Origin of the sequence: Neobacillus sp. KR4-4 (assembly GCF_042136325.1) — a bacterium.
Classification (GTDB): Bacteria; Bacillota; Bacilli; order Bacillales; family Cytobacillaceae; genus Neobacillus.
In genome coordinates this window covers 90,475-108,241 of record NZ_JBHHJU010000009.1, presented here as the reverse complement: position 1 = coordinate 108,241, position 17,767 = coordinate 90,475, and the positions used below count along the sequence as shown (strand labels likewise).

Genomic DNA, 17,767 nt, shown 5'->3' with positions numbered 1-17,767 from the left:
AATCTAAAAACAAACAACCGCTGCCATGCCTGGTAGCGGTTGTTTTGTTTTAATAAATCGAAGTCGTTGATTTTGAAGTATTTTCTAGTATTTCCTTCACTCGCTGTAAGAAACGTCCGCAAACGAGGCCATCTAATACTCTATGATCGAGAGACATACATAAATTTACGATATCACGAACAGCAATCATTCCATTATTCATGACGACTGGCCGTTTGACGATAGACTCCACTTGAAGAATAGCTGCTTGAGGATAATTGATGATACCCATTGATTGAACAGATCCAAAAGAACCCGTATTGTTCACCGTGAAGGTTCCGCCTTGCATGTCTTCAGATCTTAGTTTCCCGGTTCTCACTTTGACTGCAAGCTCAGATATTTCACGTGCAATCCCTTTAATCGTTTTTTCATCGGCCTGTTTAATGACAGGAACATATAGGGCGTCATCTGTTGCAACTGCAATGGAAATATTGATATCTTTCTTTTGAATGATTTTATCCCCTGCCCACATAGAATTGATTTGTGGGAATTCTTTTAACGCTTGTGCAACAGCCTTCACAAAGAATGCAAAGAAAGTTAAATTAAAGCCCTCATTTTTCTTAAACTCAGCTTTTATTGAGTTACGGTACTCCACCAAATTCGTGGCGTCCACTTCAATCATTGTCCAAGCATGCGGTGCTTCGTGTTTGCTCCTAAGCATATTTGCGGCAATTGCTTTACGAATACCTGTGACTGGTATCTCAATGTCGCCAACGGCTACTGGAATATTCACAGCTTGAGCAGGTGCCGTTGACTGGGCAACTGGCTGAACCATTGCTTGTTTTGATACCTTGGTAACTTCAGGCTCAGCTTTTGGTTTAACATCTTGTCCTGCCTCAGGAATATTACCTGATTCAATTAGTTTTAAGAGATCTTTCCGCGTAATTCGCCCGCCTGCACCGGTGCCTGACACCCTAGTTAAATCAATGCCATGTTCTTGAGAAATTTTAAGGACAGCAGGCGAATAACGTGCTTTGTTGCCTTGATCAGCTTTTTCCACATTTTCTGGAGTACTTGATGGTGTGCTTGTGCCAGCTGCAGCAGGTGCCTCTTCGGGAACTTCTTCAGTTGTTCCACCTTCCAACGCTATCGTGCAAATTTGCTCCCCAACGGCTAAGGTATCCCCTTCTTCAGCAATTAGTTCCTTTATTACACCTGTAAAGGAGGATGGAATTTCCGCATTTACCTTATCTGTCATCACTTCTGCAAGGGGGTCGTATTTATTTACTTTATCTCCTACAGATACAAGCCATTTGCTGATCGTACCTTCGGTTACGCTCTCCCCTAACTGAGGCATTTTAATTTGTTCAATTACCACTATTTACACACTCCTATTGTCAAGCACTGGCGCCTAACCCCTTTCAGTTGCCAGGGCTTTCGTTTTAATACTCAGCTAGTTCACGCATCGCTTTTTCGACTTTATCAGGATTTACCATAAAGAATTTTTCCATTGTTGGCGAGTATGGCATAGCCGGTACATCTGGTCCAGCTAATCTCATAATTGGCGCATCTAATTCGAATAAACAATTTTCTGCAATAATTGCAGCAACCTCACTAATAATACTGCCTTCTTTTGTGTCCTCTGTAACAAGGAGAACTTTACCGGTTTTCGATGCCGCCTCAATGATGGCTTCTTTATCCAGAGGATAGACAGTTCTCAAATCAAGAATATGAGCGGAGATACCATCTTTCGCTAATTTTTCCGCTGCTTGAAGGGCAAAATGAACACATAGCCCATACGTAATGACGGTAATATCTTCTCCCTCGCGCTTTACATCTGCTTTTCCTATTGGCAGGGTATAATCATCTGAAGGTACCTCACCTTTAATTAATCGATACGCCCGCTTATGCTCGAAAAATAATACTGGGTCATTGTCACGGACAGCGGCCTTTAACAGTCCTTTTGCATCGTAAGGTGTGGATGGCATAACAATTTTTAATCCAGGCTGATTTGCAAATACTGCCTCAACGGATTGGGAATGATAAAGTGCACCATGAACACCACCGCCATAAGGAGCACGAATAACCATCGGACAACTCCAGTCGTTATTGGAACGATAGCGGATTTTCGCTGCTTCTGAAATAATTTGATTCACTGCAGGCATGATAAAGTCGGCAAATTGCATTTCGGCAATCGGACGCATGCCATACATCGCTGCACCAATTCCTACGCCAGCAATAGCTGATTCAGCAAGTGGTGTATCAATGACTCGTTCTTCCCCAAATTGGTCATATAATCCTTGGGTTGCCTTAAACACCCCGCCTTTTAATCCAACATCTTCCCCAAGGACAAAAACTTTTGAATCTCTTTCCATTTCTTCTCGCATTGCCATTGTAATAGCATCAATATATGAAATTATCGCCATGTTTCATCCCCCTTACAAGTCCGCATAAACAAATTTCAGCGCATCTTCAGGTGCAGAGTACGGTGCATTTTCTGCATAGTCTGTCGCCTCATTAACAAGCTTCATTACGCGGTCATTAATTTCTTTTTCTAACGCATCATCCATGACACCTGTTTCCTTTAAATATGCCCCAAAGGTAATAATTGGATCTTGGGTTTTTGCTTTGGCAACCTCATCTGGCGCACGGTAGGAACGGTCATCATCATCAGAAGAGTGCGGCGTTAGACGATAAGAAATGGTTTCAATTAACGTTGGTCCTTCACCGCGTCGACCACGCTCTGCTGCTTCCTTCACTGCTTTATAAACCTCTAATGGATCGTTTCCATCAACAGTGAACCCTGGCATACCATAACCTATCGCACGGTCGGAAACTTTTTCACACCCCAATTGTTTTTCGATTGGAACGGAAATTGCGTATTTGTTATTTTCACACATAAAAATAACAGGAAGTTTATGTACACCTGCAAAATTGGCGCCCTCATGAAAGTCCCCTTGGTTAGAAGAGCCCTCTCCGAAAGTTACAAAAGTTACGAGATCTTTTCTTTCCATTTTCCCGGCAAGGGCAATTCCAACAGCGTGTGGAACTTGAGTTGTTACCGGAGAAGAACCTGTGACAATCCGATTTTTCTTTTGGCCAAAGTGACCTGGCATTTGCCTGCTGCCTGAGTTAGGGTCTTCCGCTTTGGCAAAACCTGAAAGCATCAATTCCCTCGGAGTCATACCAAAAGTTAAGACCACACCCATATCACGATAATACGGAAGAACATAATCTTTTTCACGATCAAGCGCAAATGCAGCCCCTACTTGTGCTGCCTCCTGCCCTTGACAGGATATAACGAAGGGAATTTTCCCGGCACGGTTTAATAACCACATCCGCTCATCAATACGGCGGGCCAATAGCATAGTTTCGTACATTTCCAATACTTTTCCGTCATTTAAACCTAAAGCATCATGACGCTTTTCTGTCATCTATTTCTTACCTCCTAATGTTCGAATGAAAAAAATCACTTAAGAATGAATCGCTTTCCCATCAACGGCAAGTGCTGCCTCACCAATGGCTTCTGAAAGAGTTGGGTGTGGATGAATTGTATGTGCAATTTCCCAAGGGGTCGCATCTAATACCATCGCAAGTCCTGCTTCCGTAATCATATCAGTTACATGTGGTCCAATCATATGCACCCCTAGAATATCATTGGTCTCTTCATCCGCAACAATTTTCACAAATCCGTCCGATTCTCCAAACACAAGCGCTTTCCCAATCGCTCGGAAAGAAAACTTCCCTGTTTTGACTTTATGACCGTTTTCTATCGCTTGGTCTTCTGTTATTCCCACACTAGAAACCTCAGGGTTGCTATAGATACATCTAGAAACTAAATGATACTGCATTGGCGAAGGATCTTTTCCGGCAATATGTTCGACAGCAATGATTCCTTCATGCGATGCCACATGGGCAAGTTGTAATCCCCCAATTACATCGCCAATCGCATAAATATGTGATTCTTTTGTTTGGAAGAATTCATTTGTTGCAATAAAACCATTCTCTACTTGTATTTCTGTATTCTCTAAGCCAATTCCTTCTGTATTTGCCCGACGACCTACAGAAACAAGAATTTTTTCAGCTTTAAATTCTTTCACTGTACCCTTTACTTCTGCAGAAATCGTAACACCATTGTCCTTTACCATTGTTTCAGGGAGGACTTTTGCACTTGTTACCAGTTTAATTCCTTTTTTCTTCATTAAACGCTGCATTTCTTTTGAAATTTCTTTATCTTCTGTCGGAATAATACGGTCAGCATACTCAATAACTGTTACATCAACACCGAAATCATGAAGCATGGACGCCCATTCTATTCCAATTACGCCACCACCAACTATAATAATAGAATTAGGTAGTGTTTCTAAATGCAATGCTTCATCAGATGTCATGACATATTCACCATCAATCTCAAGACCTGGAAGGGTCCTTGGTCTTGAACCTGTTGCAATGATCACATTTTTAGGAAGAAGCATTTCATTTTCTTCCCCGTTATTCATTTCAACTGAAATAGTTCCTGGCATAGGAGAAAAAATGGACGGTCCTAAGATTCTGCCTATTCCTTCATAGACATCGATTTTACCCTGTTTCATTAAATGTTGTACACCTTTATGAAGTTGGTCAATAATTTTATTTTTTCTTTCTTGTACTTTACCAAAATTTATTGATACATCACTAGTAATAACCCCGAAATCCTCACTATTCTTTGCAGTTGCAAAAACCTCAGCACTCCTAAGCAGTGCTTTACTTGGTATACACCCTTGATGCAGACATGTCCCGCCAAGTTTCCCTTTTTCAACAATCGCTGTTTTTAAACCAAGCTGTGAGGCCCTAATAGCGGCGACATAGCCGCCAGTTCCCCCGCCAAGAACTACCAAATCATATTCTTGTGCCACTCTTTTTTCCTCCCCATAACCTTAAATTTTAACTGTTTTAAAATTCCCAGGATAAATTTTTCCCTCTTCTTCGCCTCTTAAGACCCGAAGCGCACCCTCAGCAAGTGCTTGTAGTTCATTTTCACCCGGTTGAACCATTACATCAGCAATCCAATTGATTCTATCGGTAATAGATTTCACAAATCCTTTCCCGTATGCGAGGCCCCCAGTTAGAACAATGGCATCCACTTTTCCAGAGAGAACAGCACTAGCAGCCCCAATTTCTTTAGCCACTTGATAAGCCATTGCGTCATAAATAAACATTGCCTCTTTGTCGCCTGCTGCTATTCGCTGCTCTACCTTTACAGCATCATTGGTGCCGAGATAACCTACAAGGCCGCCTTGACCAACCAGCATCTTCATAATTTCTTCCCGATAATATTCTCCAGAATAACAAAGGGCCACTAAATCCCCAACAGGAACGGTACCGGATCGTTCTGGACTGAAGGGGCCATCTCCATGAAGACCATTGTTTACATCAATGACCTTCCCTTGCTTATGGACACCCACTGTAATACCGCCACCCATATGGGTTACAATTAAGTTTAAGTCGATGTATCTTTTTCCTAACTCCTTGGCAACTCTTCTTGCAACGGCCTTCTGATTCAATGCATGAAAAATACTTTTCCGTTCAATTAAGGAAAATCCAGATATTCTTGCAATTGGTTCAAGCTCATCAACAACAACTGGATCAACGATATACGAAGGAATATTTAAACCAGAAGCAATTTCATAAGCAATGATCCCGCCAAGATTGGATGCGTGCTGCCCTGCATAACCAGACCGTAAATCTGCTAACATCACATCATTAACTGCATAGGTACCCCCTTCGATCGGACGCAGCAATCCCCCACGTGCACATACAGCCGATAGTTTGGAAAAATTGATCCCTTCATTATCCATTGTTTCCAAAATTGTTGTTTTTCTAAATTCATATTGATCAATAATATTTGCAAAAGAGTTGATTGTCTCAGAATCATGACGAATTGTTTTTTCAAAAATAGAAATATCATTATCGAAAACCCCAATTTTCGTGGATGTCGAGCCTGGGTTGATGACGAGAATCCGATATTCATTATCGTGCAACGTATTTGACCTCCAATTTTATTTTTCAACCTAATTGCCCCATGAAAGGCAAAGACGCTGAATTCCCATTCAGCGCTTTCCAAATACTATTTTTTGTCAAAGGTTGTTATCTTGAAATTCTATGACTTAAAATATGATGACCGTTTTGGAGAAATTGGCTTCTTGAATTACGAATTCTTGCAATTCTTTCTTCTGCCATCCTGTCTGCCGCTACGTAAGTTGGAATGCCGTCACGTTTTGAAATTTCAATTACTTTTTCAATGGTGGAATATAGCTGCTCAACCTTTTTCATTGCGCGCTCTTGGTTATAACCATACAATTCATCTGCCACATTGATTACACCTCCAGCATTAATTACATAATCCGGGGCGTAAACGATACCCATTTCATGAATAATATCACCGTGACGGGTATCCTTTAATTGATTGTTCGCAGAACCAGCAATCACTCTTGCTTTTAACTGTGGAATGGTTTCGTCATTAATCGTTGCTCCGAGTGCGCATGGGGCATATATATCACATTCCACACCATAAATTTCATCAGGATCAACAGCTAGAGCACCAAATGCTTCAACCGCACGGTTAACTGCTTCTTTATTAATGTCAGTTACAATCAGCTGTGCCCCTTCTTCATGTAAATATTCGCAAAGTGTATAAGCAACATTTCCAACACCTTGAACAGCCACTACTTTTCCTTCAAGAGAATCCGATCCAAATGCCTCTTTCGCAGCTGCTTTCATACCGCGGTATACACCAAATGCTGTTACTGGGGATGGATTACCAGATGAACCAAACGCTGGAGAAATTCCAGTTACAAAATCTGTCTCTTCATGAATTAAATCCATATCAGCCACTGTTGTACCGACATCTTCTGCAGTAATATATCTGCCGTTTAATCCTTGAATGTAACGGCCAAATGCACGGAACATTTCTTCATTTTTATCTTTTCTTGGATCGCCGATGATAACAGTTTTACCACCGCCAAGATTTAGCCCAGCCGCTGCATTCTTATAAGTCATTCCTTTAGCAAGTCTTAGTGCATCTTCAATGGCAGCCTCTTCAGATGCATACGTCCACATCCGTGTTCCACCTAAAGCCGGCCCTAGGGTTGTATCATGAATAGCAATAATTGCTTTTAATCCTGATTGTTTATCCTGACAGAATACCACTTGCTCATAATCGTATTGTTCTAGGTATTTGAAAATTTCCATATAAAAATTCCTCCTCAAATGATTGACTATCTATTTTGATGTAGCACAGCATACCGCTAGTGCAATTGAATAAAGCTTACTTTCAGCAGAATCTGATCTGGATGTTAGCACAATTGGTACTTTTGCTCCGGCAATAACGGCGCCCACTTTTGCATTTGCAAAATAAATTAATGATTTATATAATACATTGCCAACTTCAATGGTTGGGACTAATAAAATATCTGCATTTCCAGCTACATCACTATGAATCCCTTTATGTTCTGCAGCAAGCATTGACACAGCATTATCTAACCCTAATGGACCATCCACAATACAATCCAAAATCTGTCCTCGTCTATTCATTACCGTTAATGAAGCAGCATCTAATGTAGCTTGCATAGCCGGATTTACTACTTCCACCGCAGCTAGAGGTGCCACTTTCGGTATTTCTATTCCAATTGACCTTGCAACGGAAACTGCATTTTTAATAATTTGTGCTTTCATTTCTAAATCTGGAGCAATATTCATTGCAGCATCTGTAATGATCGTAAAACGATTGAAACCAGGAACTTCAAATGCAGCAATATGTGATAAAACATTTCCTGTCCTCAATCCATGCTCTTTATTCAGGACTGCCTTTAAAAAAATATTTGTGGGAATATTCCCTTTCATCAGGACATTTGCTTCTTTATTAAAGACTGCCTTTACAGCTAATTCTGCCGCTGCAGCAATTGAAGCAGCATTGACAACTTTTAAATTAAGTTCGCTAATGTTTGGGTGTTTTTCTTTTATTATGGATTTGATTTTTTCGTCGTCACCGAAAAGAATAAATTTTGCAAGATTTTGTTCTAAAGCAGCGATAACTGCTTCGATGACTTCTAAATCTTCTGCCGCAGCAACTGCAACGGTGTTTATACGTTCTTGGGCTGCTTTTTCAATTAGTGAATCAAGCAACAAGTTGTCATCAACCCTTTCTCCTTTACTGCAACTCCCATTCTATAATATGCAATTTCCATGCCAAATCACAGTTTATGAAAACGCTTTATCATTCGCATTCAAGTGTGCATTTTTTTTCAAATATGAAATTTATTGCATGCTATTTTTTTCAATCTTGTATTTTTCAATCTTATAATATAAATTCCTTACAGACAATCCAAGCGTTTTTGCTGTTAATGTTTTATTCTCATTCAAACGAAGAAGTGTCTGCTTAATAATTTTAGCCTCAAATTCTTCCATCATATCTGATAATGTACGATCCATAACTACGGAATCAGTAGTATTATTTACAGATGATTCCGTTAGGTTTTGTTGATTTTTTAATTCCGGTAAGTGCTGCACATCTATAAACTGATCATTAAATTTCATAAAAATGATCGCTCTTCCAAGAATATTTTCTAATTCTCGTACGTTTCCCGGCCAGTCATATTCCATTAATTGCTTTAATGCAGACGGGGTAATTCCTTCTACATTCCTTCCATAGTCCTGACTTATTTTTTGAATTAGCCGCTCATTTAAAAGAGGGATTTCTTCAATACGTTTTCTTAATGGGGGAATATGAATTGGCATACGATTTAATCGATAATATAAGTCTTCCCGAAAGGAGCCTTTAGCAATACCTTTTTCTAAATTGACATTAGTTGCCGCAATAATCCTAACATTAATGGAAATAGGCTTTGTTCCGCCCACTCGGATGATTTCTTTTTCTTGCAGAACCCGGAGCAGCTTTGCCTGCGTATTCACTGGAAGCTCACCGATTTCATCAAGAAAAATACTCCCATTATTAGCTTCTTCAAAAAAGCCTCTTTTTCCGCCTCTCACTGCACCCGAAAAAGCACCCTCTTCATAGCCAAATAATTCACTTTCCAACAAGGTTTCTGAAATGGCAGCACAATTGACCCTGATAAATTTGTTATATTTCCGGTCACTGGCATTATGTATGGCATGAGCAAACAGTTCCTTCCCTGTTCCCGATTCACCTCGCAGGAGGACGGTAGCAGGGGTTTTTGCTCCTAATTTTGCTTGTTCTATCGCCAGCATCATTTCATCGGATTGGCCAATGATATCCTCAAAGGTGTATTTCGCTTCAAGTTTGCGAATGAGTTGGCGTGCACGATTTAATTCCCTGCTTAAAGATTTCATCTCAGACATATCGTGGATAACACCAACACTGCCTTTTAACTTTCCCTTTACAATAATTGGAGCAACATTCACAATAACTTCTCGTTTATTGGGTCCCACTCTCATTGGTACCCCGCGAACAGCTCTCCTCGTTTGCAGCACTTTCATGTGCATACTTTCGCCCTCAGAAATATCGGCTGTGGCAGGTTTTCCTATTACTTGTTCCTGTGTAAGACCTGTAATCCGTGAGTAAGCAGGATTAATAAGAATTCCCCTGCCATTCTCATCCACAACAGAAATAGCATCATCACTAGAATGAATAATGGCCTGAAGCATCGTTTGAATTTCCCGTAAATCTGTAAGTTCCTCTGCAAGATTAACCACTTCAGTGATATCTTTGAAGACAGCAAACGCTCCTATCAAGGTGCCATTTTCCTCGATAATAGGAATCCTCGTAGTAATAATTTTTCGATCATTTTCTAAAACCATTTCTTGGTTTGCTTCTGTTCTTCTTGACTCAAGGATGAAAGGGAGCCTGCTTGTTGGAATAACTTCGACTACATATTTGCCAATTGCCTGTTCCTTTGTTACACCGATAATTTCTTGTGCGCGGGTATTAAATAAAATGACCTTACCATATTTATCAATAACAACCATTCCGTCATTAGTTGCATTAAAAATAAGTTCTTGCTGGTAGGATTCATTTTTGTGCTTTTCAATGAGATCTTCTTTTTCTTCCATAATCTTTGCAACTAGAAAGGCAACACTTCCTGGAATCAAAACGGTCTGTTTACTTTTTGTATTTCTTAACTCTTGGAATACTACCTCATTTCCAGTAACTTCGATAATAATATCAATCTGGTCAGTTAAATAAGGCTGCCAATCTGTACCAGTATTTATCCCCTCTTTGCGGGCTAACAACATGCCAGGTGCATTTAAATTCCGATCAACGACAACACTTACCTTTAAAACCTCAGATTCTTTTAGGATTTTTAAGATTGCCGTACCACCTTTTCCTGCACCAACAATCATTACGTTTTGCATTTAAATACCTCTCATAAGAAATTTTTTTCATAATATTTAGGAAATCCATGCAACTTTTTTCATATTCATTTTAACTTTAATCACAATTATTGACAAATTATTTCTATGTAATAATATTTTCTTGAGATATAATCAAACTAAGGCTTTCACTTTGCAAAATTTAAGTATTGGAAGGATTTATTTATGAAGCGAATTATTGCCCTCTTGATTGTATTAATTCCAGGTATCCTAGCTGCTATTGGCATTAAATTAATGCGTGATATGTTATTCGGAATAGTACAAGCACCATTTCCTAATTTATTACTTCAATTTCTAACTGGATTAATCTTTTTTATCGGAGGACTAGGCTTCGTCGCAGGATTTATTTTCCACCGCGATCGAAAAAGAAGCAAAGTTCAAAAGAGATTTAAAAAATAAAAAGAGGCCCCTACGGTCTCTTTTCAAATTGCTTTCGTACTGTTAACGCCTTGACTGGGTCATCAGTAATAAGTGCCGTACAATTAATATTAAACAGACGCTGCATATCTACTTCTTTATTTACTGTATAAGGACGTACAGCAATCCCATTTTCAATGGTTTTAATGATAATTTCATTAGATATCGCAGAATGTTTGGGATGAATCCCTTTTGCTCGAATTGCTTTAGCATAGACCCATGGCATGTAGATTCCCTCAAGAAATAGAGGAGCTGTTTCTATTTCCGGTGCGATACTGTAGGTATAGACAATACTATAATGATTAAAAGAGGAAATAATAATTCTATCCACTAACTTATATTTGTAAATAAGCTGAATGACTTTTTCTTCCAACCCTCTATAGGGAATAAGTCCATTTTTGAGTTCAATATTACATAATAATTTATTTGTAGATAGCCATTCCAACACTTCCGTTAATGCTGGAATTGGTTCCATTTTGCTGTTTTTATTATTCGCATTCAACTTTCTTAAATCTTTATATAAAAAATCTTTGACAAACCCTTTACCATTCGTAGTTCGATCAACTTTTTCATCATGAATGACAACTATTTCGCCGTCCTTAGTTAATTGTACATCCAATTCTAATCCGTCAGCTCCTGCTTTTTCTGCTTCTATAAAGGCTGTTAGTGTATTTTCGGCAAAAGAAGCGGAATAACCACGGTGCGCAAAAATTTGAGTCATCTTTTCACTTCCCAACTTCAATATAGGAGGATTACTAATGAAACCCTTACAGTTATCACCTGAAACGGCCATAAAGCTTTCCCAAAAGTTAAATGTTCCGATAGAACAGCTTATGCATATGCCTCAACATATTCTTATTCAAAAACTGATGGAACTAGAGAATGAAAAGAAATAATTCTCTAAAAAGCTTGATTCAACTTTAAAGAATGAGAAAAGCCTTCATTTTTGTGATGAAGGCTTTTCCTCATTGTTATTCTGTTCAAGACGCCTTGTGCTCTAGACGAAGCTTGTCAGCAACCATTGCAATGAACTCGGAATTGGTTGGCTTTGCTTTAGACATACTGACCGTATAACCGAACAGCGAGGAAATAGAATCAATATTTCCACGGCTCCAAGCTACTTCTATCGCATGACGGATGGCTCGTTCCACACGGCTTGCAGTCGTATTGTATTTTTTGGCGATATCTGGATATAACACTTTCGTAATGGAACCTAAAAGTTCGATATCATTATAAACCATGGAGATGGCTTCTCGTAAATATAAGTACCCTTTAATATGGGCTGGGACACCAATTTCATGAATAATACTTGTAATACTGGCATCTAAGTTTTTAGGTTTTTGTTCAGTTTGAGTACGGTAGGTGGAGGATGTTGATTTTCGGGTAAAAGAGTTAGTATTTCCACTAACTTGTCTAATATGGCTGCCTAGATTCTCCATATCAAATGGTTTCAAAATAAAGTAGGATGCACCAAGTTCAACCGCTTTTTTCGTAACATCTTCCTGTCCAAATGCGGTTAACATGATTACATTCGGCAAAACTCCTTTTTTAATTTCACGGAGGCGCTCTAATACTGCTAAGCCATCTAGGTGGGGCATGATTATATCTAAAACTAGAACATCAGGATCCGTTTGCGATAACATTTCTAAACATTCCTGACCATTGTGGGCAATCCCTGCAACTTCCATATCATCCTGGGACGAAATAAAGTCCTCTAATAATCCTACTAGTTCCCTATTGTCATCAACGACACATACTTTGATTTTCTTCACTTCCAGTTCCTCCTCAGGGTTCAAATCATAACCTCTATTTCAACTTACATTCCTAATCAGTTGTATTCTCCTAATTATATTCTAAATTAGAAATTCGACAATGCAACAAAAATTCCTCTCATTTTTTTAATATTTCTTAAAATAGTGATAAAATCTTATCTTTTCTTTGTTTTTCTCACCTTTTCGACGTAAAACGCGTTTTTTCCAATGTTTGGGTTATTTTTGTCGAAAAACTTTTATGTAATGGCTGTGTTAAACTTGGCTGTTGATTTCCGTTCCAGGCACTTCAATCAACAAAGTGTAAAAATTCAACATTAAACTGGAACACAGTCAATGTAAAAAAAGCAAAATAGGGATTTTTCCTATTTTGCTCCCAATTGTTAACTTGCTTTATTTTTTGGCATTTCATATATGTTAATTCCAGCTTCATCTAACATCCATTCGATGTGTACTCCGTATCCGGAGGTTGGATCATTAACAAAAACATGTGTAACAGCGCCAATTAGTTTTCCATCTTGAATAATTGGGCTACCGCTCATCCCTTGAACAATTCCTCCTGTTTTTTTAAGGAGTTTAGGGTCGGTTACTTTGATTACCATGCCTTTGGTTGCTGGAAACTTTTGCGGAATTGTGCTTACGATTTCAATATCAAATTCTTCTACTCGGTCATTATTTACAACCGTTAAAATTTTAGCAGGTCCTTCTTTAACCTGATGCGATAAGGCAATCGGCAGTGGTTTATCCATAACACCATTTTTTAAATCTTTGACCATCTCTCCAAAAATTCCAAATGGACTATTTTTTTGGATATTCCCAACTATCTCACGGTCCGACGAAAAGCGTGCAAGCTTTTCACCCGGGTCTCCGTTACTCCCTTTTTCAATAGAAGTAACCGTGGAACGGACAATTTGGCCGTCCTCTACAACGATCGGTTGTTTTGTATCCATATCAGATATTACATGCCCTAGGGCACCATATTTTTTTGATTGTGGGTGAATAAATGTCATTGTTCCAATTCCTGCTGCAGAATCCCTAATATACAAACCAAGCTTATAATTGTTTTCCCCTTTTTCTTTTAATGGGGTAAGTTTTGTAGTAAATTTTCCACTTTCTCGACTAATAACCATATTGAGCGCTTTACCTTCTTGTCCAGCAGTTTGCACATATGGTGCCACATCCGTCATTTTTTCTATTTTATTACCATTTATTTCTGTAATGATATCCCCAATTTTTATCCCTGCAATTTCACCTGGAGACTTTTTTCCCGAAATGGTATTGATTAAATGGTGGCCCACTACCAATACACCTACGGTATTTAACTTCACTCCAATCGACTGTCCGCCTGGTATAACCCTAAAATCTTTTAATACACGTACATCTACCTTCTTGATCGGTATCCCCGCATATTCTAACAGCATTTCATTTTTACCATTTTTAGATGCCGCCATTGAAACCGTGTGTTTTCCTTCATCCAAAGTGATATTTGAATTTTGAGAAACCAAAGAGGCTGATACCGGTACAGCCTTTTGAAAAGTATAGTCTTGTCCTTCGAAAACCGTAATAGTCTTGGGTATCGCGAGATATTGCTGTATAGGCTGAAAAAAAATAAGGCTAATTAATGAAACAAGGAGAATTCCACCAATAATCTTTCTAATTAGTTCTAACTTCAAATTTTTTCACTCTCCTCGCTTCTTTTCATTAAACTTAAATGGCTACATCTTTAATTTTGCCTCCTTGACAATCATTTATAACTTGGTTCAACATAAAAAAGCTACCCGAAATGGATAGCATTACAATTTTTATTAAAAATATAGTAAATATAGCTTTTCTGAATGGAAAAATGTCTAAAACTAACGATTAAGTCGGATCAGTGCTCCACTGCCGCTTTTCTTACTCTCTGCAGCTAAAAATAATAATTCTTCAGCATGTTTTTTTGTCAGGTCGGTTATTTCGGATCCAGAAATCATCCGGCCGATTTCATTAATTTTATCTTCAAGCTGCAATGGAGTAACAGAAGTCTTTGTTCTTCCGCCTTTAATAAGTTTGGAAATAAACAAGTGTATATCTGCCATCGCAGCAACCTGTGGCAAATGCGAAATACATAAAACCTGGGAAAGGCTTGCCACCTTATAGATCTTCTCGGCAATAGACTGAGCAACCCTGCCGCTCACCCCTGTATCTACTTCATCGAAAATAATTGAAGTCACGCCTTGATGCTGAGAGAAAATACTTTTTAATGCCAGCATAATTCGTGATAATTCCCCTCCTGAAGCAACTTTTGATAAAGGCTTTAGTGGCTCACCAGGATTAGTTGATATGTAAAATTCGACATGGTCCACCCCATTTTTGGTAAACTGCATTGGGTTAGACTCAAAGCGAATTTCAAAAACAGTCTTCGCCATATACAACTCTTTTAACTCTTTATGTATTAACTTTGTAAGTTTGTCAGCCCATTTTAGACGAATTTCCGTCAATTGTTTTGCTTCAAGCATTAAGTCTTTTTTTATCGAGGCTAATTCTTTTTCTAATTCGCTTATATGCGTTTCTTTATTTTGTAATGTTTCAATTTCTTCTTCAATTTTTCTGGCGTATTCTAATATTTCATCAATGGTTTTACCATATTTCCGTTTTAGGCGATTAATTTCATTTAGGCGATCTTCAATTTCGTGCAACCGCTGAGGATCAAACTCTAATGCATCTAATTCAGTTCTTAAGGACCGTGCAGCATCCTCCAATTGGTAGTAGCTGTTTGAAACCGCTTCATACATGTCCTTATATGCGCTATCAATGGCAGCAGCATCCTCGAGATGCCCCATTACCATACTAATCCAATCAAGCCCCTTTTGTTCCCCTTGTAAGGCGTTATGACTCGATTGAAGAGCTTCGAACACTCGTTCAAAATTATTCAGTTTTCTTTTTTCTTCAAAAAGTTCTTCATCTTCATTTATCTTTAAATTTGCATTTTGGATCTCATCCAATTGAAACGAAATAAGATCGAGCCGATGGGCAGTCTTTTGGTCATTTTCACTTAATGCTTTTAACCTTTGCAATGTTTGCTCATAACGCCGAAAAACCTGCTGATATTCCCCTTGAGATGGATAAATATCATCCGCACCAAATTGATCTAACAAGGTTAAGTGTCTCGACTCATCCATTAATTCCTGATGCTCATGCTGACCATGAATGTCAACAAGTGTTGACCCAATTTCCCTAAGAGTAGCAATCGTCACTAACTTCCCATTCACCCGGCAAATACTTTTACCCGACTGGGAAATATCCCGTCGTAATATAACCATTCCTTCATCAATATCGATGCCAAATTCAAGAGCTTTAGCAATGACAGGATGTTTACTATCATCCAGCTGGAAAAGTCCTTCAATTTCGGCACGCTCCTCGCCATGCCGAACAAACTCTGCAGACCCTCTGCCTCCAACTAATAAATGAATAGCATCAATAATGATTGATTTTCCTGCTCCAGTCTCTCCCGTTAAAACCGTTAATCCCTTTGAAAAAGTTACAGACAAGGATTCGATAATAGCGAAATTTTTAATAGATAATTCAGCTAACAAGGAACATTCCCCCAATTAAAGCATATCTAGGAACCGATTGGTGATTACTTCAGTATCCTCTGGAGTTCGGCAAATAATTAACATCGTATCATCACCGCAAATGGTTCCTAATATTTCTTCCCAATCCAGATTATCAATTAATGCGCCTATGGCCATTGCATTACCTGGCAAGCACTTCATAACAAGCAAGTGACCTGCTGCATCGATTCGCACGAACGCATCAATTAATGATCTTTTTAATTTTTGTAATGGATTAAATCTTTGGTCGGCAGGCAGGCTGTATTTATACCTTCCATCGCTTAAGGGAACTTTAACAAGATGTAACTCCTTAATATCCCTTGAAACCGTGGCTTGGGTTATATTGTAGCCTGCATTCTTCAGTTCATCCACTAAATCATCTTGTGTCTCTATGTCATTACTTGCAATAATTTCTCTTATTTTAATATGACGTTGGCCTTTATTCATTATCTCACCCCATAATCATTAAAAAAGTTTATCTATGTATTTTGTACTAAAACGTGCTTCTACCCATATGTTAGCCGATTTTTATAAACTTGTACATTTTTTCTTTAGGCTCTGTTAAATTAGGTTGTTGATTTCCGCTCCAGTCGCTCGCTTTCCGCGGGCGTGCCGGGGAGCCTCCTCGGCGCTTTAGCTCCTGTGGGGTCTCCCCTGCCCCGTACTCCCGCAGGAGTCGAGCGCCTTCCGCTCCAATCAACAGAGGTAAAAAACAATAATATCGTTTAACAGAGGCTGTGGATTAAGGGCCTTGAATACGAAGAGAAGGATAAGCCTCTGCCTATCCTTCTGAATTTTGTTTTGTTTTAAATTCCAAATGGGAGTCCTTTACAATTTCAGCAGGTGTGACAGGTAATTGATTGTCGCCCGTTTCCCGTTCGCCTTCCCATTTTAAGTGGAGCAAGTATTCAATATTCCCATCACCACCTGTAATTGGTGAAAAGGATAAGTTTTTAATCGTGTACCCTTGTTGGACCGCAAAATTTATGATTTTATCAATTACTTGAAGATGCACTTTCTCGTCTCTGACAATTCCCTTTTTCCCAACCTGTTCACGGCCTGCTTCAAATTGTGGTTTAACCAGAGCCACTACATCACTTCCAGTAACTAAAAGTGTTTTTAAAACTGGCAAGATTAAAGTTAACGAGATAAAGGAAACATCTATTGTGGCGAAATTCGGCATTTCTCCAATTAAATCAGCTGGTGTGACATAACGGAAATTGGTCCTTTCCATCACTACAACTCGTTCATCCTGTCTAAGTTTCCAGGCAAGTTGATTATAACCTACATCCAAGGCATAGGACATCTTTGCTCCATTTTGAAGTGCACAATCTGTAAAGCCTCCTGTAGATGATCCAATGTCTAATAGTACTTTATCTGCAACACTGACATCAAAAACTTTTAAAGCCTTCTCAAGCTTTAATCCCCCGCGGCTGACATATGGAAGCACTTTTCCTTTTATAGAAAGCGGGATATCAATTTTGACTTTCTCTCCAGGTTTATCCAACCGCTCCTCATTTGAATAAACAAGCCCTGCCATAATTGACCGCTTTGCCTTTTCCCTTGTTTCGATTAAACCTCTTTCTACTAGTAATACATCTAACCGTTCTTTATTTTTCATTT

16 protein-coding genes are annotated in these 17,767 nt (G+C 38.9%); 2 read left to right on the top strand and 14 right to left on the bottom strand.

What is annotated here, in order from left to right; all coding sequences use genetic code 11:
• Positions 1 to 49: 49 nt before the first annotated feature.
• From ACE198_RS11630 to ACE198_RS11595, 8 genes are all read right to left on the bottom strand, one after another.
• Positions 50 to 1,357, bottom strand: a complete 1,308-nt coding sequence (locus ACE198_RS11630) for a dihydrolipoamide acetyltransferase family protein (RefSeq protein ID WP_251457138.1) — start codon at positions 1,355 to 1,357, stop codon at positions 50 to 52.
• A gap of 64 nt (positions 1,358 to 1,421) precedes the next feature.
• Positions 1,422 to 2,405: an alpha-ketoacid dehydrogenase subunit beta gene (locus ACE198_RS11625; protein ID WP_251457141.1), complete on the bottom strand. Its 984-nt coding sequence runs from the start codon at positions 2,403 to 2,405 to the stop codon at positions 1,422 to 1,424.
• A gap of 12 nt (positions 2,406 to 2,417) precedes the next feature.
• On the bottom strand, positions 2,418 to 3,413 hold the full coding sequence (locus ACE198_RS11620; RefSeq protein ID WP_251457144.1) for a thiamine pyrophosphate-dependent dehydrogenase E1 component subunit alpha: 996 nt from the start codon (positions 3,411 to 3,413) through the stop codon (positions 2,418 to 2,420).
• A 39-nt stretch (positions 3,414 to 3,452) separates the two neighbouring features.
• The gene (gene lpdA, locus ACE198_RS11615) at positions 3,453 to 4,874 is read right to left on the bottom strand and encodes a dihydrolipoyl dehydrogenase (protein ID WP_375375666.1); all 1,422 of its coding nucleotides are present in this window, start codon (positions 4,872 to 4,874) and stop codon (positions 3,453 to 3,455) included.
• A 21-nt stretch (positions 4,875 to 4,895) separates the two neighbouring features.
• On the bottom strand, positions 4,896 to 5,999 hold the full coding sequence (buk, locus tag ACE198_RS11610; protein ID WP_251457150.1) for a butyrate kinase: 1,104 nt from the start codon (positions 5,997 to 5,999) through the stop codon (positions 4,896 to 4,898).
• Between the two features lie 106 nt (positions 6,000 to 6,105).
• Entirely contained in the window at positions 6,106 to 7,209 is a 1,104-nt protein-coding gene (bcd, locus tag ACE198_RS11605; RefSeq protein WP_098574908.1) for a branched-chain amino acid dehydrogenase, read from the bottom strand.
• Between the two features lie 30 nt (positions 7,210 to 7,239).
• Positions 7,240 to 8,145 carry a phosphate butyryltransferase gene (gene yqiS, locus ACE198_RS11600; protein WP_375375665.1) on the bottom strand — a complete coding sequence of 302 codons (906 nt, stop codon included), beginning with the start codon at positions 8,143 to 8,145 and terminating at the stop codon, positions 7,240 to 7,242.
• Between the two features lie 129 nt (positions 8,146 to 8,274).
• On the bottom strand, positions 8,275 to 10,350 hold the full coding sequence (locus ACE198_RS11595; RefSeq protein WP_375375664.1) for a sigma 54-interacting transcriptional regulator: 2,076 nt from the start codon (positions 10,348 to 10,350) through the stop codon (positions 8,275 to 8,277).
• Positions 10,351 to 10,533: 183 nt separating this feature from the next.
• On the opposite strand from ACE198_RS11595, the gene ACE198_RS11590 reads away from it, so the two are divergent.
• Entirely contained in the window at positions 10,534 to 10,767 is a 234-nt protein-coding gene (locus ACE198_RS11590) for a DUF2627 domain-containing protein (protein ID WP_098574911.1), read from the top strand.
• Between the two features lie 10 nt (positions 10,768 to 10,777).
• On the opposite strand, the gene ACE198_RS11585 is transcribed toward ACE198_RS11590, so the two are convergent.
• Positions 10,778 to 11,506 carry a glycerophosphodiester phosphodiesterase gene (locus ACE198_RS11585; RefSeq protein ID WP_251457156.1) on the bottom strand — a complete coding sequence of 243 codons (729 nt, stop codon included), beginning with the start codon at positions 11,504 to 11,506 and terminating at the stop codon, positions 10,778 to 10,780.
• A gap of 37 nt (positions 11,507 to 11,543) precedes the next feature.
• Here ACE198_RS11585 and ACE198_RS11580 point away from each other — a divergent pair, with 37 nt between their 5' ends.
• The gene (locus tag ACE198_RS11580) at positions 11,544 to 11,681 is read left to right on the top strand and encodes a YycC family protein (protein WP_144547617.1); all 138 of its coding nucleotides are present in this window, start codon (positions 11,544 to 11,546) and stop codon (positions 11,679 to 11,681) included.
• A gap of 84 nt (positions 11,682 to 11,765) precedes the next feature.
• On the opposite strand, the gene spo0A is transcribed toward ACE198_RS11580, so the two are convergent.
• From spo0A to ACE198_RS11555, 5 genes are all read right to left on the bottom strand, one after another.
• Entirely contained in the window at positions 11,766 to 12,557 is a 792-nt protein-coding gene (spo0A, locus tag ACE198_RS11575) for a sporulation transcription factor Spo0A (RefSeq protein WP_098574914.1), read from the bottom strand.
• A gap of 380 nt (positions 12,558 to 12,937) precedes the next feature.
• Positions 12,938 to 14,227: a SpoIVB peptidase gene (gene spoIVB, locus ACE198_RS11570; RefSeq protein WP_098574915.1), complete on the bottom strand. Its 1,290-nt coding sequence runs from the start codon at positions 14,225 to 14,227 to the stop codon at positions 12,938 to 12,940.
• A 180-nt stretch (positions 14,228 to 14,407) separates the two neighbouring features.
• Positions 14,408 to 16,126 carry a DNA repair protein RecN gene (gene recN / locus ACE198_RS11565; protein ID WP_251457158.1) on the bottom strand — a complete coding sequence of 573 codons (1,719 nt, stop codon included), beginning with the start codon at positions 16,124 to 16,126 and terminating at the stop codon, positions 14,408 to 14,410.
• Positions 16,127 to 16,141: 15 nt separating this feature from the next.
• Positions 16,142 to 16,591: a transcriptional regulator AhrC/ArgR gene (gene ahrC, locus ACE198_RS11560; RefSeq protein ID WP_098574917.1), complete on the bottom strand. Its 450-nt coding sequence runs from the start codon at positions 16,589 to 16,591 to the stop codon at positions 16,142 to 16,144.
• Positions 16,592 to 16,925: 334 nt separating this feature from the next.
• A complete protein-coding gene (locus ACE198_RS11555; RefSeq protein WP_251457161.1) occupies positions 16,926 to 17,765 on the bottom strand; it encodes a TlyA family RNA methyltransferase in 840 nt (279 codons plus the stop codon).
• Positions 17,766 to 17,767 lie beyond the last annotated feature (2 nt).

Excerpts from the sequence above, each read along its gene's own strand:
- ACE198_RS11625 (WP_251457141.1), bottom strand. The coding sequence starts at position 2,405 with ATGGCGATAATTTCATATATTGATGCTATTACAATGGCAATGCGAGAA.
- bcd (WP_098574908.1), bottom strand. The coding sequence starts at position 7,209 with ATGGAAATTTTCAAATACCTAGAACAATACGATTATGAGCAAGTGGTA.
- ACE198_RS11585 (WP_251457156.1), bottom strand. The coding sequence starts at position 11,506 with ATGACTCAAATTTTTGCGCACCGTGGTTATTCCGCTTCTTTTGCCGAA.
- ACE198_RS11580 (WP_144547617.1), top strand. The coding sequence starts at position 11,544 with ATGAAACCCTTACAGTTATCACCTGAAACGGCCATAAAGCTTTCCCAA.
- ahrC (WP_098574917.1), bottom strand. The coding sequence starts at position 16,591 with ATGAATAAAGGCCAACGTCATATTAAAATAAGAGAAATTATTGCAAGT.
- ACE198_RS11620 (WP_251457144.1), bottom strand. The coding sequence starts at position 3,413 with ATGACAGAAAAGCGTCATGATGCTTTAGGTTTAAATGACGGAAAAGTA.
- ACE198_RS11595 (WP_375375664.1), bottom strand. The coding sequence starts at position 10,350 with ATGCAAAACGTAATGATTGTTGGTGCAGGAAAAGGTGGTACGGCAATC.
- ACE198_RS11590 (WP_098574911.1), top strand. The coding sequence starts at position 10,534 with ATGAAGCGAATTATTGCCCTCTTGATTGTATTAATTCCAGGTATCCTA.
- ACE198_RS11555 (WP_251457161.1), bottom strand. The coding sequence starts at position 17,765 with ATGAAAAATAAAGAACGGTTAGATGTATTACTAGTAGAAAGAGGTTTA.